This is a genomic window from Pseudomonas sp. R37(2017), from assembly GCF_002113375.1.
GTDB lineage: Bacteria > Pseudomonadota > Gammaproteobacteria > Pseudomonadales > Pseudomonadaceae > Aquipseudomonas.
The window spans coordinates 71416-91447 of record NZ_NEHO01000017.1 but is presented as its reverse complement, the minus strand read 5'-3'; the positions used below and the strand labels follow the sequence as shown (position 1 = coordinate 91447).

The following is a 20032-nucleotide window of genomic DNA, read 5'->3' as shown; positions in this document are numbered from 1 at the left end:
GACTCAGCAAAGGCAAGCCTCCTGTTGTGAGCGGGCGGCGAACCACCGGTTTAACTTGAATGAACGTTCAAGTTAAACATGGATAGGGGGCTAAGGACTAATCGCAGGGCTCGGCGGTAGGGGTTGTACGCTGGCGCAAGGAGGAAATATGGAGGGATTTAGAAGCTTCGCGAGCAGGCTCGCTCCCACATTGGATTTGTGACCAACGCACATACCCTGTGGGAGCGGGCTTGCCCGCGAAGAGGTCGGATCAGTCAGCGAAAATTCAGAAACTTACTTCTGCGCCCCATCATCATGCTGCAGATTCGCCTGGGTCAGGTTGCTGCCCGCCGGCACGCTGCGGGTCAGCCAGACGTTGCCGCCGATGGTCGAGCCCTGGCCGATGGTGATCCGCCCCAGAATCGTCGCCCCGGCATAAATCACCACGTCATCCTCGACAATCGGATGCCGCGGCTGGCCTTTCTGCAACTGGCCGTCTTCGTCCGCCGGGAAACGCTTGGCACCCAGGGTCACGGCCTGATAAATCCGCACGCGCTCGCCGATGATCGCCGTCTCGCCAATCACCACACCGGTGCCATGGTCGATGAAGAAACTGCGGCCGATCTGCGCGCCGGGGTGGATATCGATGCCGGTGGCCGAGTGGGCGATTTCCGCACTGATCCGCGCCAGCAATGGCAACCCGGCGCGGTACAAGTGGTGGGCCAGACGATGATGAATCACCGCCAGAATCCCCGGGTAGCACAACAACACTTCATCGACACTGCGCGCCGCCGGGTCGCCGTGATAGGCCGCCAGCACATCGCTGTCCAACAGGCTGCGCAACCCCGGCAGGGCGAGGGCGAAGCCCTGAATGATCTGGATGGTCCTGGCTTCAACCTCGGTCTCGGCCTGGGCACTGTGGCGCGCGGCGTAGCGCAATTCGAGTCGCGCCTGGGCCAACAGCGCATTCAACGCTACATCCAGCGTGTGACCGACGTAGAAGTCTTCACTCTCTTCACGCAGGTCAACCGGCCCCAGGCGCATCGGGAACAGTGCGCCGCACAAGGCTTCGAGAATCTCCGCCATGGCCGCCCGGGAAGGCAGCTCGCGACCGCCCTGCTCGGTACTGGCACGGCCATTTTGTGCTCGCCACTGCTCACGCGCCGTGCGCAGCTGGCTGACGATGGTCTGCAATTGCCAATGGCTGGAACGTTCACTCACGGTAAAAAACTCCTCACGGGCGACCGGACTGTCTGGCCGCACTGACGACGATTACTTTACGGCAAGGGTCGCAAGGCAAATTAAGAACCAATAATGCTGTGCTCAGTCCGATTGGCTATAAGCGATTGGCGGTTGCCCCGGCTTTTGGGCCTGCCTATAGTCCTGAGATCTTCCACGGCCAGTACGGACCCATGATCAAACAACAGCTCGCCCGCTTTAACCGTCTCGACCTGCTCGGTCAACCCACCGCCCTGGAAAAACTCGAACGCCTGTCGACCTGGCTGGGCCGCGACCTGTACGTCAAGCGCGATGACCTGACGCCGCTGGCGATGGGGGGCAACAAGCTGCGCAAACTCGAGTATCTGGCCGCCGATGCGCTGGCCCAGGGTGCCGATACCTTGATCACCGCCGGCGCATTGCAATCGAACCACGTACGCCAGACCGCGGCCATTGCGGCAAAACTGGGTCTGGGCTGCGTCGCCCTTCTGGAAAACCCCCTCGGCACCGATGACAGCAATTACATCGGCAACGGCAACCGGCTGCTGCTCGACCTGTTCGATGCCAAGGTCGAACGGGTGGAAAACCTCGACAACGCCGATGAGCAATTGCAGGCCCTGGCGGGCCGACTGCGCAGCAATGGCAAGAAGCCGTACCTGGTGCCGATCGGTGGCTCCAATGCGCTGGGCGCCCTGGGTTATGTGCGCGCAGGGCTGGAACTGGCCGAGCAGATCAAGGACACCGGCCTGACCTTCGCCGCTGTCGTCCTGGCCTCGGGCAGCGCCGGCACCCACAGCGGTCTGGCCCTGGCCTTGAGTGAAGCACTGCCTGATCTGCCAGTGATCGGCGTGACGGTTTCGCGCAGCGATGAAGATCAGCGGCCAAAGGTTCAAGGCCTGGCCGAACGCACCGCCGAGCTGTTGGGTGTGAGCCTGCCGGACGCTTTCAAGGTCGAGTTGTGGGATGAGTATTTCGCCCCACGTTATGGCGAGCCGAATGCCGGGACGCTGGCGGCGGTGAAACTGCTGGCGGGTCACGAAGGCTTGCTGCTGGACCCGGTCTACACTGGCAAGGCCATGGCGGGCTTGCTGGACGGGATCGGGCGTCAGCGTTTCGACGACGGCCCGATCATCTTCCTGCATACCGGTGGGGCACCGGCGTTGTTTGCCTACAAGGACTTCCTGTAGGAGCGAGCAGGCTCGCGATGGACGACAGGGCACCGCGGGGTGTCAGGTTGCCAGCGTTATCGTTGACGAACATCGCGAGCGTGCTCGCTCCTACAGTAAAAAACTTAAAATATTCCAAAGTAGAATAAGCAGAATATTAATTATTATTTTCTAATCTAAAAACGCCATCATATAGTCATGCCACAGGCGAATTTCGCGAGAGACGCATACGCTGCTTTAAGGCAGGATATCGCAGTCGTCCGAATCCCGAATTCGCCAACTTTCCTTAAGCGTCTTCCATAAGAAAACACAGGGGCTTGTCATGAATTTTTCCGCACTACGTCGCAACCTGCTGGTGGGCTCGCTGGGCCTGGCACTGAGCGCCGGCCTGATCGGCCAGGCGGTTGCCGGTGAACAACTGCAACAAATCAAGGACAAAGGCGTGATCAACGTCGGCCTGGAAGGCACCTACCCACCGTTCAGTTTCGTTGATGAAAACGGCAAGCTTGCGGGTTTCGAGGTCGAGCTCTCCGAGGCCCTGGCCCAGAAGCTGGGCGTCAAGGCCAAGATTCAGCCAACCAAGTGGGACGGCATCCTCGCCGCCCTGGAATCCAAGCGTCTGGACGTAGTGGTCAACCAGGTGACCATCTCCGACGAACGCAAGAAGAAGTATGACTTCTCCGAGCCGTACACCATTTCCGGAATTCAGGCGCTGGTGCTGAAGGACAAGGAAGCCGCGCTGAACATCAAGACCGCCGCTGACCTGTCCGGCAAGAAAGTCGGTGTGGGCCTTGGCACCAACTACGAACAATGGGTGAGAGCCAACGTGCCGGGTGCCGACGTGCGCACCTATGACGATGATCCGACCAAGTTCGCAGACCTGAACAACGGCCGTACCGACGCCATCCTGATCGACCGCCTGGCCGCTCTTGAATACGCCAAGAAAGCACCGAAAACCGTCGCTGCCGGCCAGGCGTTCTCCCGCCAGGAATCCGGTATTGCCCTGCGCAAGGGCGAGCCGGAACTGCTGGCTGCCGTGAACAAGGCCCTCGACGAGCTGCGTGCCGACGGCACCCTGGCAAAGATCTCGGAAAAGTACTTCCAAGCTGACGTCACCAAATAATGGAAGCAGCTTTCCAACTCGCACTGGACTCCGCGCCCTTTCTGCTCAAGGGCGCGTATTACACCGTCATCCTCAGCCTGGGCGGGATGTTCTTCGGCCTGGTAATGGGGTTCGGCCTGGCGCTGATGCGCCTGTCTCGCTTCAAATCGGTCAGTTGGCTGGCCCGCATCTACGTGTCGTTCTTTCGCGGCACGCCGTTGCTGGTGCAACTGTTCGTGATCTATTACGGCTTGCCGCAATTGGGTATGGAGCTTGATCCGCTGCCGGCGGCCCTGATCGGTTTCTCGCTGAACATGGCCGCCTATGCCTGTGAAATCCTGCGCGCCGCGATCGGTTCGATCGAACGCGGCCAGTGGGAAGCCGCTGCCAGTATCGGCATGACCCGCGCGCAGACCCTGCGCCGGGCCATCCTGCCGCAGGCAATGCGCACCGCATTGCCACCGCTGGGCAACAGCTTCATTTCACTGGTCAAGGACACGGCGCTGGCCGCTACCATCCAGGTGCCGGAGCTGTTCCGTCAGGCGCAACTGATTACCGCCCGGACTTTCGAAGTCTTCACCATGTATCTTGCCGCCGCGCTGATCTACTGGATTCTGGCCACGGTGCTGTCGCACCTGCAGAACCAGTTGGAAGCACGGGTCAATCGGCACGACCAGGAGTCCTGACCCCATGATTGTCGTGGAAAAACTGACAAAGCAGTTCAAGGGTCAAGTCGTGCTCAAGGGCATCGATCTTGAGGTCAAGGAAGGCGAGGTGGTGGCGATCATCGGCCCCAGCGGTTCGGGCAAGACCACCTTCCTGCGTTGCCTGAATTTTCTGGAGGAACCCACCAGCGGCCGGATCAAGGTCGGCGATATCGAGATCGATACCAGCCGTCCCCTGAACCAGCAGCAGAGCCTGGTGCGCCGTTTGCGCCAGCATGTGGGCTTCGTGTTCCAGAACTTCAACCTGTTCCCCCATCGCACGGCGCTGGAAAACGTCATCGAAGGCCCGACCGTGGTCAAGAAGACCCCGCACGCCGACGCCGTTACCCTGGGTAAAAAGCTCCTGGCCAAGGTTGGCCTGGCGGGCAAGGAGGACGCTTACCCGCGTCGCCTCTCCGGCGGCCAGCAACAGCGTGTGGCGATTGCCCGGGCGCTGGCGATGGAACCGGAAGTGATCCTGTTCGACGAGCCAACCTCGGCCCTCGACCCGGAACTGGTGGGTGAGGTGCTGGCGACCATCCGCGGCCTCGCCGAAGAGAAGCGCACCATGGTGATCGTCACCCACGAAATGGGTTTCGCCCGGGACGTGGCCAATCGCGTGGTGTTTTTCGACAAGGGCGTGATCGTCGAGCAAGGCGAAGCGAAGGCGTTGTTTGCCAATCCGAAAGAAGAACGGACCAAACAGTTCCTGAGCAAATTCCTGAACAACGCTCACAACTAACAACCCTACGCAACAACGGCAAACTTCCATGGATGGAAGTTACCGCTCTTCAAATATCTCTCATTATTACCAACCCAGACTCTTTTGCTCGACATGCCTGCTTTGCACGCATGCGCGGCACATACATGCTTACTGCAAAGCGGAGCCGAGGATTTGTGCAAATCCGCCTATAACGCTGGGCTTTCAGCAGAAAAACTCGACAAACAGGCATGGTTTATTTACTTGAAACCGTAGGAGCTTTCTGAATAAAACCCTATACCCTCTATTACTAATAAATCTGATTGACACTTGATCCATCCAACTTTTATCTAGTCCCCAGCCAACAACTCTCTTCACGTTTGAATCATTGTCAATGAGTGTTTCTTCTATTCGAGCTTTTGTTTTTGATATGCCAGAAACGGACTTCGTTGCAAGACTTCAAGGAGACTTCATGAACAGCACCCCGAACAAATCCGGGCTTTGCGCCCCGACCCTGGCGCAATCCAACAAGACCGCCATCAACGTCACTTGCGCTGCGCATCTGCTGATCGACGTGCCACCCTACCCCACCATGGACGCAGGCGACCTGATCGAACTGTTCTGGGACAACTGCTACGTGGCCTCCCGCGTGCTGACGGCCAATGATGTCGGGCGACCGGTGCAACTGCGGGTGCCTGAAAGTTTTGTCGCCAACGGTACTTCGCGCATTCACTACCGGATCATGCAGGTTGGCCTGGGCCCGGCGATATCGGCCAGCTGCAACGTGCAGATCAAACTCGATTGCCCAGGCGGCCAACCCTCCGCGCTATGCGGCGATGAAAACCAGTGCCTGGCGCCGGTGGGCATTCCCGAGGCGATTCGCCGTCAGGGGGTCAATCCGAGCCAGGTCAAACGCGGCGTGCCCTTGACCATCGAGCCGTATTTGAACATGGCCGTCGACGACGAAATCACACTGCGCTGGGGCGATGTGCGCATGGATCTGCCAAAGCTCAAGTCCGCCAATGTGGGCCAACCAATCCAGGTCTGGGTACCGCCGGCCATCATCCTCGAAGCCGGCGAAGACCTGAGGCTGGAAGTGACGTACTGCATTCTCGACCGGGTGGGCAACAATTCCCGCTGGGCACCGGCCCGTACGCTGCAGATCGGTTGCGCCAATCCTTATCTGAAAGTCCCCTCGAAAAAAGTGCTCAAGGCAACCGAATCCCGCAAGCAATGAATACAGGGGGGCGCTCACAGCAGCGGGATCATCCTTCTATGTATATTCCTAAAAGTTAGTTCAAAAAATATTTATACACGCTTAGGGTATATAAACCGGACCACCGGACATTCTTGTTTTCATGCGCCGCCACACGCGGCGCTTCCATGAGATGTGAGGTAGGTATGGTCCGGAACACAATCACCCCAGTGCAGATCGCCAGGGCATTGCGTGCAGCCAGGGAGCGGCGCTGATGTCCAGTCTGGCAGATGCAATCGTCCAGAGTGACCTGGACATCGCCCCCTTGTTGTTGCCCGCAAAAATCCTGCGCAACGATGCTCAAGCCATCAAGGCGGCCCACGAACTGGCGCAAGTCGCGCGCCTGCACGCCGACAAACGTGACCGGCAGCGCAAGCTCCCATGGTCTGAAATCGAACAGTTCACCCGCAGCGGCCTGGGCAGCATTTCCATCCCCCGCGAGTACGGTGGTCCGCAGGTTTCGTTCGTCACCCTGGCCAAGGTCTTCGCGATCATTTCCGCCGCCGACCCGGCGCTCGGACAGATCCCGCAAAACCAGTTCGGCATTCTTAACCTGATACTCGGCAGTGCCACCGAAGCGCAGAAAAGACACCTGTTCAAAAGCGTCCTCGAGGGCTGGCGCATCGGCAATGCCGGGCCTGAACGCGGCACCGGCAACACCCTGGAACTGAAGGCACGCCTCAGCGCCGATGGCGTCCTCAACGGCCAGAAGTTCTACTCCACCGGTGCCCTGTTCGCCCATTGGGTCGCGGTCAAGGCATTGAACGACGACGGCAAACAAGTGCTGGCATTCATCCGTCGCGGCACGCCGGGATTGCGCATCGTCGATGACTGGTCCGGCTTTGGCCAGCGCACCACCGCCAGCGGCACGATTTTGCTCAACAACGTGCAGGTCGAAGCCGAACTGGTTGTGGATAACTGGCGGATCAACGACACGCCGAACATCCAGGGCGCTGTCTCCCAATTGATTCAAGCGGCCATCGATGCAGGTATCGCCCGAGGCGCCATCGACGACGCCATCGACTTCGTGAAAACCCGCGCCCGGCCGTGGATCGACGCCAATGTCGAACGGGCCAGCGATGATCTGTACGTGATCGCCGATATCGGCAAGCTGAAAATCGAATTGCACGCCGCCGAAGCCCTGCTGCGCAAGGCCGGGCAAGTGCTCGATGAAGTCAGCGCCGCGCCGCTCACCGCCGAGTCCGCCGCCCGCGCCTCGATCGCCGTGGCCGAAGCCAAGGTGCTGACCACCGAGATCTCGTTGCTGGCCAGCGAAAAGCTGTTCGAACTGGCCGGCAGCCGCGCGACCCTCGCCGAATTCAACCTCGACCGTCACTGGCGCAACGCCCGGGTGCACACCCTGCACGATCCGGTGCGCTGGAAATATCACGCCATCGGTGCCTATCGCCTCAACGGCACGCTGCCGGCCCGGCATTCCTGGATCTGATGACCAGACATCTGGAGAAACACATGACAAGTTCTCAGCACGTCGCGGTCATCACCAGCGATGAACAAGCCCTGATCGTCGCCAGCGACCTGGCCGAAGACTTCAAACGCGACAGCGCCCTGCGCGACCGCGAACGCCGCTTGCCACACCCGGAACTGGAGGCATTTTCCCGCTCGGGCCTGTGGGGCATCAGCGTGCCGAAAGAGTATGGCGGCGCCGGCGTTTCCAACGTCACCCTGGCCAAGGTGATCGCCTTGATTGCCCAGGCCGACGGCTCACTGGGGCAGATTCCACAGAACCATTTCTACGCCCTCGAAGTGCTGCGCGTGAACGGCAACCCCGAGCAGAAAAAACGTCTTTATGCCGAAGTACTGGCCGGCCAGCGCTTCGGTAATGCCCTCGCCGAACTTGGCACCAAAACCGCACACGATCGCGTCACCCGCCTGACGCGCGACGGCAACGGCTATCGCATCAATGGTCGCAAGTTCTACGCCACGGGTGCGATCTACGCCCAGCGCATTCCCACTTCGGTCGTGGATGAAAACGGCGTGCAGCAACTGGCGTTCGTCCCACGCGACAGCAAGGGTCTGACCGTGATCGACGACTGGAGCGGCTTCGGACAGCGCACTACCGGCAGCGGTTCGGTGGTGTTCGAAGACGTCTATGTCGCATCGCAAGATGTCCTCCCGTTTCAAAGCGCCTTCGAGCGTCCGACCCCGGTCGGCCCGCTGGCGCAGATTCTTCACGCTGCAATCGACACCGGCATCGCCCGCGCCGCCTTTGCAGATGCACTGCACTTCGTGCGCACGAAAACCCGGCCGTGGATCGACGCCACCCATGAAAAAGCCACGGACGACCCACTGACCCTCAAGAGCTTCGGCCACCTGAGCATTCGCCTGCACGCCGCCGAGGCCCTGCTGGAACGTGCGGGCGAATACCTCGACAAGGCCCAGGCCGACACGAACGCCGAGACTGTCGCGGCCGCGTCGATCGCCGTCGCCGAGGTCCGCGCCCTCAGCACCGAAATCTCCCTGGCCGCCGGCAGCACGCTGTTCGAACTGGCCGGCAGCCAGGCGACCTTGAGCGAACATGGTCTCGACCGTCACTGGCGCAACGCCCGGGTGCACACCCTGCACGACCCGGTGCGCTGGAAGTATCACGCCGTCGGTCATTACTACCTCAACGATGAAAACCCGCCACTGCGGGGGACCATCTGAATGGCCAAGAAGAAGATCCTGCTCAACGCGTTCAACATGAACTGCATCGGGCACATCAACCATGGCCTGTGGACTCATCCACGGGACAACTCGACCCGGTACAACACCCTCGAATACTGGACCGAACTGGCGCAATTGCTGGAGCGCGGCCTGTTCGACGGCCTGTTCATCGCCGACATCGTCGGGGTCTACGACGTCTACCGGAATTCGCTGGACGTGCCGCTCAAGGAGTCGATCCAGCTACCGGTCAACGACCCACTATTGCTGGTCTCGGCCATGGCGGCTGTCACCCGAAACCTCGGTTTCGGCCTGACCGCCAACCTCACCTACGAAGCGCCCTATCTGTTCGCCCGCCGCCTGTCGACGCTGGATCACCTGAGCCGCGGGCGTGTCGGCTGGAACATCGTTACCGGCTATCTCGACAGCGCCGCCAAGGCCATGGGTCTGAGCGAACAGGTTGAACATGACCGTCGTTACGACCAGGCCGACGAGTACCTGGAGGTGCTCTACAAACTCTGGGAGGGCAGCTGGGAAAACGACGCGGTGCTCAACGATCCGCAGCAGCGGATCTACGCTTCGCCTGAGAAAGTGCACAAGGTCGAACACAAGGGCGAGTTCTATCAGGTCGAGGGTTATCACCTCTGCGAACCCTCGCCACAACGCACGCCTGTGCTGTTCCAGGCCGGCAGCTCGGATCGCGGCATGCTGTTCGCCGGGCGGCATGCCGAGTGCGTGTTCATCAGTGGCCAGACCAAGGCATCGACCAGGGCGCAGGTAGACAAGGTGCGCGCCAGTGCCGTCGAAGCCGGGCGCAATCCCGAGGACATCAAGGTGTTCATGGGGCTGAACGTGATCGTCGGCGCCACCGAGGAGCTGGCCTGGGCCAAGCACGCCGAATACCTGAGCTACGCCAGTGCCGAGGCCGGCGTGGCGCACTTTTCGGCGTCCACCGGGATCGATTTTTCTCAGTATGAAATCGACGAACCGATCCAGTACGTCAAGAGCAACGCGATCCAGTCCGCCACTAAACACCTGCAAAACAACGACTGGACCCGGCGCAAACTGCTCGAACAACACGCCCTCGGCGGTCGCTACATCACCGTGGTCGGTTCACCGCAGCAAGTGGCCGATGAGCTGGAATCGTGGATCGCCGAAACCGGACTGGACGGCTTCAACCTGACCCGCATCGTCACGCCGGAAAGCTATGAGGACTTCATCGAGCTGGTGATCCCCGAGTTGCAACGGCGGGGCTCCTACAAGACCGCGTACGACAGCGGCACCTTGCGCGAAAAGCTGTTTCGCGAAGGGGCGCAGTTACCTCCGCAACATTCCGGCTCGGGTTACCGCCGCTAGAAAGCATCGCGAGCATGCTCGCTCCTACAGTAGATCCCAGGCGTTCTCAAAAACCCTGTAGGAGCGAGCACGCTCGCGATAAGCCCCAAACAGACACCACAAACTCAATGCACTGACTGGAAAACCTGATCATGAAAAAGCACTACCTCTCTCACCCAGTCAAAGCACTGGCCCTGGCCCTCGGCCTGTTCAGCTCGGTGACCTTCGCCGCCGACGCGCCCCTGAAAATCGGCACCACTGCCGCCTTCGCCATCCCCCTGGAAGCAGCGGTCGAAGAAGCCGGCAAACAAGGCCTGAAAGTCGAGCTGGTGGAGTTTACCGACTGGATCGCGCCGAACGTGAGCCTCGCCTCCGGTGACATCGACGTGAACTATTTCCAGCACATCCCGTTCCTGGAAAACGCCAAGGCTGCGTCAGGTTTCGACCTGGTGCCATTCGCGCCGGGCATCATCAACAACGTCGGCCTCTACTCGAAGAAATACAAAAGCTTCGACGAACTGCCGCAAGGCGCCAGCGTGGCCATCGCCAACGATCCGATCAACAGCGGTCGTGGCTTGCAACTGCTGGCCAAGGCCGGCCTGATCACCCTCAAGCCCGGCGTCGGCTACAAGGCCACCGAAGAAGACATCATCGCCAACCCGAAGCACATCAAGATCCTCCAGGTCGAAGCCGTGCAACTGGTACGCGCCTATGACGATGCCGATCTGGTGCAGGGCTACCCCGCCTACATTCGCTTGTCGAAAACCTTCGATGCGGGCTCCGCGCTGCTGTTCGACGGGCTCGATCACAAGGAATACGTGATCCAGTTCGTGATCCAGCCCAAGAGCAAAACCGATCCGCGCCTGATCAAGTTCGTCGACATCTACCAGCACTCACCCGCGGTGCGCGCCGCGTTGGATAAAGCTCACGGCAAGCTCTATCAAGCCGGCTGGGAAAGCTGAACATGAGCGCCGCCATCCAACGGCGACTGGAGACTCCAGAGCCGCAAAGCGCCGAGCAAACCGAGCTGCATCCCGAACTCAACCATGCCCACGTCCGCTTCATCGGCCTGGGCAAAACCTACAACGGCCAGCAAGGACCGGTGGCCGCGTTGCAGGGCATCGACCTGGCGATCCAGCGCGGCGAAGTGTTCGGCATCATCGGTCGCAGCGGCGCCGGCAAGTCATCGCTGATCCGCACCATCAACCGCCTGGAACAACCGAGCAGCGGTCGGGTACTGATCGATCAGGTGGACATCGGCGAGTTCGACGAAGACCGCCTGGTGGCGCTGCGTCGGCGCATCGGCATGATCTTCCAGCACTTCAACCTGATGTCGGCCAAGACCGTTTGGCAGAACGTCGAGCTGCCGTTGAAAGTCGCTGGCGTGCCCAAGGAACAACGCGAGCGCAAAGTCCGTGAACTGCTGGAACTGGTCGGCTTGCAAGCCAAACACAAGGCCTACCCGGCGCAATTGTCCGGCGGGCAGAAACAACGCGTGGGCATTGCCCGGGCGCTGGTGCATGACCCGCAGATCCTGTTGTGCGACGAAGCCACCTCGGCGCTCGACCCGGAGACCACCCAATCGATCCTCGGCTTGCTGCGCGAGATCAATCAACGCCTTGGGCTGACCATCGTTTTGATCACACACGAGATGGCAGTGATCCGTGAGATCTGTGATCGCGTGGTCGTCCTCGAACACGGGCGCATCGTCGAACAAGGCCCGGTATGGGAGGTCTTCGGCAATCCACAGCACGAGGTCAGCAAGACGCTGCTTGCGCCATTGCAACACGCATTGCCCAAAGAACTGCAGAGCCGTTTGCAGCCGCAGCCAACGTCCGCAGACGCTGCCGTGGTCCTGCGCTTGCAGTTCACCGGCAGCCAACGCGACGAACCGGACCTGGCGGCGCTGTTCAGCGCCCTCGGAGGCCGCGTGCGCTTGCTGCAAGGCGGCGTGGAACGGATACAGGGGCATGCGCTTGGGCAACTGCTGCTGGCAGTGACCGGCTCGACTCTTACTGCCGAGCAATTGCGTCAACGCGCCGGCCATTGGGCGCAACAGGTGGAGGTATTGGGTTATGTGGTTTGATCGTTTGCTGCAGGGCTTTATCGACACGTTCCTGATGGTCGGTGTGTCGTCGCTGATTGCATTGTTGGCGGGCATTCCGCTGGCGGTGATCCTGGTCACCAGTTCCAAGGGCGGCATCTACGAAGCTCCGGCGCTGAACCGCGTTTTGGGTGCGTTCGTGAACTTGTTCCGCTCGATTCCGTTCCTGATTCTGATGGTCGCCTTGATACCGTTCACCCGGCTTCTGGTCGGAACCACGTACGGCGTGTGGGCTGCCGTGGTGCCGCTGACCATCGCCGCCACGCCGTTTTTTGCGCGCATTGCCGAGGTCAGCTTGCGCGAGGTCGACCATGGTTTGATCGAAGCGGCGCAAGCCATGGGCTGCCGACGCGGGCACATCGTCTGGCACGTGTTGTTGCCCGAAGCGCTGCCGGGGATTGTCGGCGGGTTCACCATCACCCTGGTGACCATGATCAACTCATCGGCCATGGCCGGGGCGATTGGCGCGGGCGGGTTGGGAGACATTGCCTACCGGTATGGGTATCAGCGGTTTGATAGCCAGATCATGCTGACGGTGATTGTGTTGCTGGTGGCGTTGGTGGCGGTGATTCAGTTGGGTGGGGATCGGTTGGCTCGGGGCCTGAACAAACGCTGACGAGCTGAACGTCACCTTGCTTTTGTGGCGAGGGGGCTTGCCCCCGTTCGATTGCGTAGCAGTCGTAAAACCAGCGACCTCGTTTTTACTGATACACCTCATTGAATGGTTTTAGGGCCGCTTCGCGCCCCAACGGGGGCAAGCCCCCTCGCCACAAAGCCCCCTCGCCACAGGTAATCATCGACGCCAAGAGGGAAATTTTCGTACAGGAAAATCAGCGCTTCCGCAGGCCGCTTCCCTTTCCTTTGCAGGACATTTCCTAGATCATTTCGCTCGCTTGCGCCTGCCAAATCCGCTGGCTAGTCTCGGTCCGTCACTGCTCATCAGTGATCGGGTTTAGTAGCCCGGAACAATAGGCGCATAGCAATTCCATGCTCATGTTCGGCGATTTTTGCCGCATGCAAGATATGGTAGCTGTGCGTGGGGCATCTTCGGATGCACCGGTTTTCCTATTGACCGGCCTACTACCTGCGCACAGCCACCACCCAATCGTTTAGTAGGCGGTAAGTGATGGCTCCTTTCAGCAATAGGAGTAAATCATGGAAAAATCCGTACCCGATCCACCTCCCGAAAATCCCGCCAACGAAACCAAGGATCGATCCGCGCTCTACCGCGCCATCGATTTCTACCTGACCGGCGATCAACCCACCCGACCCGATGAACTGCGCTTCTACAACGTCAGCAAGGACGTGAGCTTCGAAGACACCCAACTCTATGTCGCCGACCTGCTGCGTTGTGCTTCGGTCACGGCCTATCAGTGTGGCGATCAACTCAAGGGCGCCGACCGGGCGATGGTGTACTCGATCTGGCATTTGCTGGAGATTGCCAAGGCGATGGTGGATCACTCCATTGAGTGTTTGGGGATGAAAAAGGGCTGAGTTTTCTTTTGTCAGGGATATTGCCATCGCGAGCATGCTCGCTCCTACAGTTGATCGCGTATACCTGTAGGAGCGAGCACGCTCGCGATGGGCTGCGCAGCAGCCCCCGGCGTCATGGCGTATATTCGCTAAATCCAAATTGCCCGCGCAGCCCGACCATGAAGCAAACACCCGACGACCTCGAACAGATCACCGCCACGACCCTGGGTCACTACAACGCGACGGCGGAAAGTTTTCGTGAAGGCACCCGCGATCACGATGTCAGCCAGAACATCGATGCACTGTTGCGGCACATTCAGGGCCAGGCGCCGTTCGACATTCTCGACTTCGGCTGCGGGCCGGGGCGCGATCTGCAAACCTTCACCCGCATGGGCCACAAGGCGGTCGGCCTGGACGGTTCGGAAAAGTTTGCGCAGATGGCGCGAGACGATAGCGGTTGCGAGGTGTGGCAACAGGACTTCTTGAAGCTCGCCCTGCCGGCTGAACGCTTCGACGGGATTTTTGCCAATGCGGTGCTGTTTCATGTGCCGCGTCAGGAGTTGCCACGGGTGTTGCGGCAGTTGCGCGATGCATTGAAGCCGGGTGGCGTGTTGTTCAGCTCCAATCCCCGTGGCGAGAATCAGGAAGGCTGGAACGGGCCGCGTTATGGGTCATACCACGACCTGGCGGCCTGGCAGCAATTGTTGGTCGAGGCGGGGTTTGTGGAGCTTGAGCATTACTACCGGCCGACAGGGCTGCCGCGGGAGCAGCAGCCTTGGTTGGCGAGTGTCTGGCGTAAGACTGTGTAGTCAATTCGGACGCCATCGCGAGCAGGCTCGCTCCTACAGAGGATCGCGGTCAACCTGTAGGAGCGAGCCTGCTCGCGATGAGCGCGAAGCGCTCGCTTTTTAAACAGTGTCCTTCTTCGGCTCGCGAATCTTGTACCAGGCCACATACAGCGCCGGCAAAAACAGCAGCGTCAGCAAGGTGGCGATGACGATCCCGCCGATCATTGCGTAGGCCATCGGCCCCCAGAACACTTCCCGCGCGATCGGGATCATCCCCATGCTCGCCGCCGCCGCGGTCAGCAGGATCGGCCGACGACGATGCTCGGTGGCCTGCACCACCGCATCCCACGGCGTATAGCCCTTCTCCTCGTACTCGTGGATCTGGGTCACCAGGATCACCGAGTTACGAATGATGATGCCGATCAACGCCAGAATCCCGAGGATCGCCACGAAGCCCATTGGCGTACCGGTAGGCACCAGCGCCAGGACCACGCCGATCAGCCCCAGCGGCGCGACGCTGGCCACCAGGAACAGCTTCTGCACGCTGTGCAACTGGATCATCAGGAAGGTCGCCATCAGAAACAGCATCAGCGGCACAACCTTGGCAATCGGCCCTTGGGCCTTGCCGCTTTCCTCCACCGTACCCCCTGTGGCGACCTTGTAGCCCGCCGGCAATCTGGCAGCGAAGTCGTCGATGGACGGCTTGAGGATTTTCACCAGGTCCGTCGGCTGGATCTCGTCGCGTATCGCCGCCTTGATGGTGATGGTCGGCAGGCGATCGCGACGCCACACCAGCGGTTGTTCCAGTTCGTAGCGCACCGTGGCGAACGCCAGCAGCGGAATCGACGTGCCGCTCGGCGTGACGATTTGCAGGTTCTGCAGGGTCTCCGGCGTACCGCGTTCGGAATCCACCGCACGACCGACGACGTTGATCAGGTAAATGTCGTCATCGACCTGGGTCACCGTCTGGCCGCTGACGATGCTGTTCATCAGGTTGGCCACATCCTCGGAAGACAACCCCAACTGCCGCGCCTTGTCCTGGGCGATGTCGATGCGCAGCACTTTGCCCGGTTCGTTCCAGTCGTAGATGATTTCGCCGATGTGCGGGTTCTTGTCCAGCTCGGTGGCCAGGTCGATGGCATGGCGGCGGACCTGGTCGATGTCCTTGCCGCTGACCCGGTACTGGATCGGACGCCCTACCGGCGGGCCCATTTCCAGTGCATGGACATAACCGCCGATGCCGACGAAGTCGTTGCGCAAGCGCTCGCTGAGCTTCTGCATCATGGCGTCGCGGGAATGGCCTTTGCTGACGATCACCAACTGCGCGTAGAACGGGTTTTGCAGTTGCTGGTCCAGTGGCAGATAGAAACGGATGGCGCCCTGACCGATGTAGGTGCTCCAGCGCACGATGTCCGGATCGTCCTTGAGCGTGGCTTCGAGACGATCGACGGCCCGGCGGGTTTCGTCGATCGAGGCGTTTTGCGGCAGGTTCAGGTCCACCAGGATTTCCGGGCGATCCGAAGACGGGAAGAACTGGTTTTGCACGTAGCGCATGCAGAACACCGCCAGCACAAAACACAGCACCGTAATGCCGATGGCCCACCAGCGATTGCGCATGCACCACAGCAGCCCGCCGTTGAACGCCTTGCCAATGCGCCCGGGTTCGCCTTCGTGGGGTTTCACGTTGGCGCTGAGAATGTGCACGCCGATCACCGGCGCAAACAGTACCGCCACCACCCATGACACCAGCATCGCGCAGGCAATCACCGCAAACAGGGTGTAGGTGTACTCACCCGCAGAGCTGGCGTTCAAGCCGATCGGCACGAAGCCCGCCACCGTCACCAGCGTACCGGTAAGCATCGGGAACGCCGTGGAGGTGTAGGCGAAGGTCGCGGCCTGCTCCTTGGTATCACCCAACTCCAGGCGCGTGACCATCATCTCCACGGTGATCATCGCATCGTCCACCAACAGGCCGAGGGCGATGATCAGTGCACCGAGGGAAATCCGCTGCATGGTGATGCCGCTGTACTCCATGAACACGAACACCATGGCCAGCACCAACGGAATCGAGCACGCCACCACCAGCCCGGCGCGCATGCCAAGGCTGACGAAGCTGACCAGCAGCACGATCACCACCGCTTCGAACAAGGCACTGGTAAAGCCGCCGACGGCTTCTTCCACCACCACGGCCTGGTCGGAGACGTTATAGATGCCGACCCCCACCGGCAGGTCGGCGGTCAACTGATCGATACGGGCGTGCAAAGCCTTGCCGAACGCCTGGACGTTGCCACCGCTCTGCATGGCAATCGCCAGGCCGATGGCCGGTTTGCCGTTGTAGCGGAATTCCGGCGAGGACGGATCGACATAGCCGCGACTGATTTCGGCAATGTCGGCCAGACGATAGTAGCGGTCGTTGAGCTTGAGGTTGACCTCGGCCAGGTCTTTCTCCGAAGCGAACTTCCCTGAAGTTCGCACCGAAATCCGCTCCGGCCCGGCTTCGATGACACCCGCCGGGGTCACGGCGTTCTGCGATTGCAGGCTCTGCACCACCTGACGCTCATCGATGCCCAGCGCGGCGAGTTTGCGCGTGGAGAAGTTCAGGTACAGCACTTCGTCCTGCTGGCCGATCATTTCAATTTTGCCCAGCCCCGGCACCCCGCGAATTTCCATGCGGGCCTGTTCCACGTAATCGCGCAACTGGCGCATGGTCAGGCCGTCGGCGGTGAAGGCATAGACCGACCCGAAGACGTCACCGAACTCATCGTTGAACGACGGCCCCTGTATGCCCTGCGGGAACTGATATTTGATGTCGGCGATCTTTTTGCGCACCTGGTACCAGATTTCCGGAATGTCCTTGGCACTGGTGGTGTCACGCAGGTACACATACACCGTCGACTCGCCGGGGCGCGTGTAGCTTTTCACGTAGTCGAGAGAATCCAGCTCTTCGAGCTTTTTCTCGATCCGGTCAGTGATCTGCTTGAGGGTTTCCTCCTGGTTCGCCCCCGGCCATTTGCTCTGGATCACCATGGTCTTGATGGTGAACGAAGGGTCTTCTTCGCGACCCAGGTTGAAGTACGAGAACACACCCATCAGCAACCCGACGAACATCAGATACCAGATGAACGACTGATGCTTGAGGGCCCATTCCGAGAGGTTGAAAGGCCCTTTCATTGACTGTCCTCGTCGATTTTCACTTGTTGCCCCGGCTTGAGGCTGTTGACACCGGCACTGACCACTCGCTCGCCGTTCTTCACGCCGCCGGCCAGCACCACGGTGCTGTCGGTGCGGCTGACCACGGTGATGTCACGAGGGGAGACGGTTTTACTCTGTGCATCGATCACCCAGATGCGTGGCTTGCCATCGACCTCCTGCAGCGCGGTGAGCGGCAATTCGATGCGCGGCTTGATCGCCGAGCTCAGGGTGACGCTGATGGCGGTGCCCAAGCGAAAGCCACTTGGCGTTTCGGCCAGGGTCAGGCGGGCGCGACGTGTGCGTGTGGCGCTTTGAGCCTGAGGCTCGATTTCACGGACGATCGCGGTGGTTTTGATGCCTGGATCGAGTTGCGCCGCAACCAGGAACACCACATCGCTGGGCAGTTGGTCGACCAGGGTATCGGGCAGATCGATCACCGCTTCCTTGATGTCCGGTTGCGCCAGGGTCACCACTGGCTGACCCGCCGAGACCACTTGCCCGGCCTCGGCGTTCCACGCGGTGATCACGGCTTTATGGTCGACGCGCAGCTCGGTGTAGCCCAGTTGGTCCTTGCTCTGGTTGACGGTCGCCCGGGCCTGATCGAGAGAGGCCTGGGTGGTTTTCAGGTTCGTGTTGGCTTCATCCAGTTGCGCCTGCGCGCCGACTCCGCGGTCAAACAAGGCTTGCTGACGCTGGGCGGTGGCCTTGGCGTTGATCAGCTGCGCCTGGATTTTCGCCAGATCGCCCTGGGCCGAACGCAATTGGTTCTGTTGATCCGAAGGGTCAAGGGTGGCGAGCAATGTACCCGGCGCCACCTCGGTGCCGACATCGACGTTACGGCTGGCGATTCGTCCACCCACACGGAACCCGGTATCGCTTTCATAGCGAGCCTGGATACTGCCGGCGAAGCGGCCCAGGTCCTCTTCGTTCAAGGTCTGAACCTTGATCGACAACACCGGCCGAACCGGCGTCGGCGGCGGTTCGCTCTTGGAACAGGCGCTCAGCACCAGCCCGATGGACAACGCCCATAAAGGCTTCATGGCTTTGCTCCCCACGTCAGGTCCTTGTAAGTGTTTTCGGCAATCTCGACTTCCATGTCCGGGTGCAGCAACTGCCCGCCCGCAATGATGACTTTGTCCCCCTCCTTCAACCCGTCGCTGATGATGACCTTGCCGGTCAGATAGCGACCGACCTTCACTGTATGCAGCTGGGCCTTGCCCTTGTCGTCGACAATCCAGACAGCAGGTTCACTGATGTTTTTGGTCAGCGCCGACCACGGCAACTCGATAACCGGTTTGCCCGATCCCCTGGCCGTGGCGCTCACCACCGAGCCCAATTGCATGCCGTCGGGCAGGCTGTCGAGGCCGACCTTGACCTGCACGGTGCCCGATTGCGCCGACACCGACGGAGTGATTTCACGCACGGTGCCAGTGGTTTTGATCGCAGGGTTGTCGAGCAGGCTCAGGACAATGGTTTCATCCCTGGGCTTCTCCGCCAGCAGCGATTCATAGACGTTGAACACCGCATCGCGGTCGCCGTCCCGGGCCAGGGTGAAGACCGGCATCGTCGCCTGAACCACTTGGCCTACTTCCGCCTGGCGCTGGGTAATGATCCCCGGCGCATCGGCGATCAACGCCGTATAGCTCAACTGGTCCCTGGCATTGGCCAGTTGCGCCTGGGCCGCGCTCAAGGCGCTCTGGCTGCTGCGCAAGGCGGCCTGGGCCGAGTCATATTCGCTCTGGCTGGTGTAGCCCTTGGGCAGGAGTTTTTGCTGACGCACGAATGCCGCCGCGCTCTGCGTCACCCGCGCCTGTTCGGCGACCACTTGCGCCTGGGCCGAGTCGACGTTGGTCTGCAGATCCTTGGGGTCGAGCCGGGCGAGCACTTGCCTGGCGGTCACGCGATCCCCCACGTCAACCGAGCGCTCAATGATCTTGCCGCCGACACGAAAGGACAGCTCCGTCTGTACCCGCGCCTGGATATCGCCGGTGAGGGTGACCGAGGCCGAATAATCCGCTGGCTTGACGACCTGCACGAATACCCGTGGCAGGTATTCCTGCACGGGCTTTTTCTCCTCGCACGCCGTTAGCAGGGTGACGACACTCAAGGCCATTACTACTTTTAATCCGGGAACCGCCATGCAAACTCCTTGGCCTTTTTTATGGACAACTCGACAGAGAGCTTAGAACAGACCTGCAACCTTGCACGAGCGTCTTATGAAGAAAAAATCCACAGCCTTTCAACCCTGAAACAGTTGCAATAGACGCCTGCACATGTCCGACAATGGGCCCCGGCCGACCCCCGCCTCAGGAACCCAAATGCTCAAGACTCTTTGCTCGATCAGCCGCGGCCTGC

17 protein-coding genes are annotated in these 20032 nt (G+C 60.5%); 13 read left to right on the top strand and 4 right to left on the bottom strand.

Annotated features, from left to right (window positions below; translation table 11 throughout):
• Window positions 1–273 precede the first annotated feature (273 nt).
• Entirely contained in the window at window positions 274–1200 is a 927-nt protein-coding gene (epsC, locus tag CAG47_RS22795; protein WP_085727657.1) for a serine O-acetyltransferase EpsC, read from the bottom strand.
• A 191-nt stretch (window positions 1201–1391) separates the two neighbouring features.
• On the opposite strand from epsC, the gene CAG47_RS22790 reads away from it, so the two are divergent.
• From CAG47_RS22790 to CAG47_RS22730, 13 genes are all read left to right on the top strand, one after another.
• On the top strand, window positions 1392–2384 hold the full coding sequence (locus tag CAG47_RS22790) for a D-cysteine desulfhydrase (protein WP_085727655.1): 993 nt from the start codon (window positions 1392–1394) through the stop codon (window positions 2382–2384).
• 301 nt (window positions 2385–2685) lie between these two features.
• Window positions 2686–3486, top strand: a complete 801-nt coding sequence (tcyJ, locus tag CAG47_RS22785) for a cystine ABC transporter substrate-binding protein (protein ID WP_085727653.1) — start codon at window positions 2686–2688, stop codon at window positions 3484–3486.
• Window positions 3486–4151: a cystine ABC transporter permease gene (gene tcyL / locus CAG47_RS22780; RefSeq protein ID WP_085727651.1), complete on the top strand. Its 666-nt coding sequence runs from the start codon at window positions 3486–3488 to the stop codon at window positions 4149–4151. The genes tcyJ and tcyL overlap by 1 nt, the downstream gene beginning before the upstream one ends.
• A gap of 4 nt (window positions 4152–4155) precedes the next feature.
• Window positions 4156–4911 carry an L-cystine ABC transporter ATP-binding protein TcyN gene (gene tcyN, locus CAG47_RS22775; protein ID WP_085727649.1) on the top strand — a complete coding sequence of 252 codons (756 nt, stop codon included), beginning with the start codon at window positions 4156–4158 and terminating at the stop codon, window positions 4909–4911.
• A 430-nt stretch (window positions 4912–5341) separates the two neighbouring features.
• Window positions 5342–6106, top strand: a complete 765-nt coding sequence (locus CAG47_RS22770) for a hypothetical protein (RefSeq protein WP_085727647.1) — start codon at window positions 5342–5344, stop codon at window positions 6104–6106.
• Between the two features lie 232 nt (window positions 6107–6338).
• Complete coding sequence (locus CAG47_RS22765; protein WP_085727645.1) at window positions 6339–7571, top strand: SfnB family sulfur acquisition oxidoreductase; 1233 nt, start codon at window positions 6339–6341, stop codon at window positions 7569–7571.
• A gap of 23 nt (window positions 7572–7594) precedes the next feature.
• Entirely contained in the window at window positions 7595–8788 is a 1194-nt protein-coding gene (locus tag CAG47_RS22760; RefSeq protein ID WP_085727643.1) for an SfnB family sulfur acquisition oxidoreductase, read from the top strand.
• Window positions 8789–10141: an LLM class flavin-dependent oxidoreductase gene (locus CAG47_RS22755; RefSeq protein WP_085727641.1), complete on the top strand. Its 1353-nt coding sequence runs from the start codon at window positions 8789–8791 to the stop codon at window positions 10139–10141.
• A gap of 131 nt (window positions 10142–10272) precedes the next feature.
• Entirely contained in the window at window positions 10273–11082 is an 810-nt protein-coding gene (locus CAG47_RS22750) for a MetQ/NlpA family ABC transporter substrate-binding protein (RefSeq protein WP_085727639.1), read from the top strand.
• Between the two features lie 2 nt (window positions 11083–11084).
• Entirely contained in the window at window positions 11085–12206 is a 1122-nt protein-coding gene (locus CAG47_RS22745) for a methionine ABC transporter ATP-binding protein (protein ID WP_085727637.1), read from the top strand.
• On the top strand, window positions 12196–12840 hold the full coding sequence (locus tag CAG47_RS22740; RefSeq protein ID WP_085727635.1) for a methionine ABC transporter permease: 645 nt from the start codon (window positions 12196–12198) through the stop codon (window positions 12838–12840). The genes CAG47_RS22745 and CAG47_RS22740 overlap by 11 nt, the downstream gene beginning before the upstream one ends.
• Window positions 12841–13379: 539 nt before the next feature.
• Window positions 13380–13718, top strand: a complete 339-nt coding sequence (locus CAG47_RS22735; protein WP_085727633.1) for a DUF6124 family protein — start codon at window positions 13380–13382, stop codon at window positions 13716–13718.
• A 158-nt stretch (window positions 13719–13876) separates the two neighbouring features.
• A complete protein-coding gene (locus CAG47_RS22730) occupies window positions 13877–14506 on the top strand; it encodes a bifunctional 2-polyprenyl-6-hydroxyphenol methylase/3-demethylubiquinol 3-O-methyltransferase UbiG (protein WP_085727632.1) in 630 nt (209 codons plus the stop codon).
• A 99-nt stretch (window positions 14507–14605) separates the two neighbouring features.
• On the opposite strand, the gene CAG47_RS22725 is transcribed toward CAG47_RS22730, so the two are convergent.
• From CAG47_RS22725 to CAG47_RS22715, 3 genes are read right to left on the bottom strand one after another with little or no spacing between them, the layout of a single operon-like run.
• Window positions 14606–17656 (bottom strand): efflux RND transporter permease subunit, encoded by a 3051-nt coding sequence (locus CAG47_RS22725; protein ID WP_085727629.1) that lies wholly within the window; start codon window positions 17654–17656, stop codon window positions 14606–14608.
• On the bottom strand, window positions 17653–18717 hold the full coding sequence (locus CAG47_RS22720; RefSeq protein ID WP_085727627.1) for an efflux RND transporter periplasmic adaptor subunit: 1065 nt from the start codon (window positions 18715–18717) through the stop codon (window positions 17653–17655). The genes CAG47_RS22725 and CAG47_RS22720 overlap by 4 nt, the downstream gene beginning before the upstream one ends.
• Entirely contained in the window at window positions 18714–19817 is a 1104-nt protein-coding gene (locus CAG47_RS22715; protein ID WP_085727625.1) for an efflux RND transporter periplasmic adaptor subunit, read from the bottom strand. The genes CAG47_RS22720 and CAG47_RS22715 overlap by 4 nt, the downstream gene beginning before the upstream one ends.
• Window positions 19818–20032: the final 215 nt, after the last annotated feature.

Bases quoted from the DNA above. Each gene is read 5' to 3' on its own strand.
- tcyJ (WP_085727653.1), top strand. From the start codon at position 2,686: ATGAATTTTTCCGCACTACGTCGCAACCTGCTGGTGGGCTCGCTGGGC.
- CAG47_RS22730 (WP_085727632.1), top strand. From the start codon at position 13,877: ATGAAGCAAACACCCGACGACCTCGAACAGATCACCGCCACGACCCTG.
- CAG47_RS22725 (WP_085727629.1), bottom strand. From the start codon at position 17,656: ATGAAAGGGCCTTTCAACCTCTCGGAATGGGCCCTCAAGCATCAGTCG.
- CAG47_RS22740 (WP_085727635.1), top strand. From the start codon at position 12,196: ATGTGGTTTGATCGTTTGCTGCAGGGCTTTATCGACACGTTCCTGATG.
- CAG47_RS22755 (WP_085727641.1), top strand. From the start codon at position 8,789: ATGGCCAAGAAGAAGATCCTGCTCAACGCGTTCAACATGAACTGCATC.
- CAG47_RS22760 (WP_085727643.1), top strand. From the start codon at position 7,595: ATGACAAGTTCTCAGCACGTCGCGGTCATCACCAGCGATGAACAAGCC.
- CAG47_RS22790 (WP_085727655.1), top strand. From the start codon at position 1,392: ATGATCAAACAACAGCTCGCCCGCTTTAACCGTCTCGACCTGCTCGGT.
- CAG47_RS22735 (WP_085727633.1), top strand. From the start codon at position 13,380: ATGGAAAAATCCGTACCCGATCCACCTCCCGAAAATCCCGCCAACGAA.
- tcyL (WP_085727651.1), top strand. From the start codon at position 3,486: ATGGAAGCAGCTTTCCAACTCGCACTGGACTCCGCGCCCTTTCTGCTC.
- CAG47_RS22720 (WP_085727627.1), bottom strand. From the start codon at position 18,717: ATGAAGCCTTTATGGGCGTTGTCCATCGGGCTGGTGCTGAGCGCCTGT.
- CAG47_RS22715 (WP_085727625.1), bottom strand. From the start codon at position 19,817: ATGGCGGTTCCCGGATTAAAAGTAGTAATGGCCTTGAGTGTCGTCACC.
- CAG47_RS22745 (WP_085727637.1), top strand. From the start codon at position 11,085: ATGAGCGCCGCCATCCAACGGCGACTGGAGACTCCAGAGCCGCAAAGC.
- CAG47_RS22750 (WP_085727639.1), top strand. From the start codon at position 10,273: ATGAAAAAGCACTACCTCTCTCACCCAGTCAAAGCACTGGCCCTGGCC.
- tcyN (WP_085727649.1), top strand. From the start codon at position 4,156: ATGATTGTCGTGGAAAAACTGACAAAGCAGTTCAAGGGTCAAGTCGTG.
- CAG47_RS22770 (WP_085727647.1), top strand. From the start codon at position 5,342: ATGAACAGCACCCCGAACAAATCCGGGCTTTGCGCCCCGACCCTGGCG.
- CAG47_RS22765 (WP_085727645.1), top strand. From the start codon at position 6,339: ATGTCCAGTCTGGCAGATGCAATCGTCCAGAGTGACCTGGACATCGCC.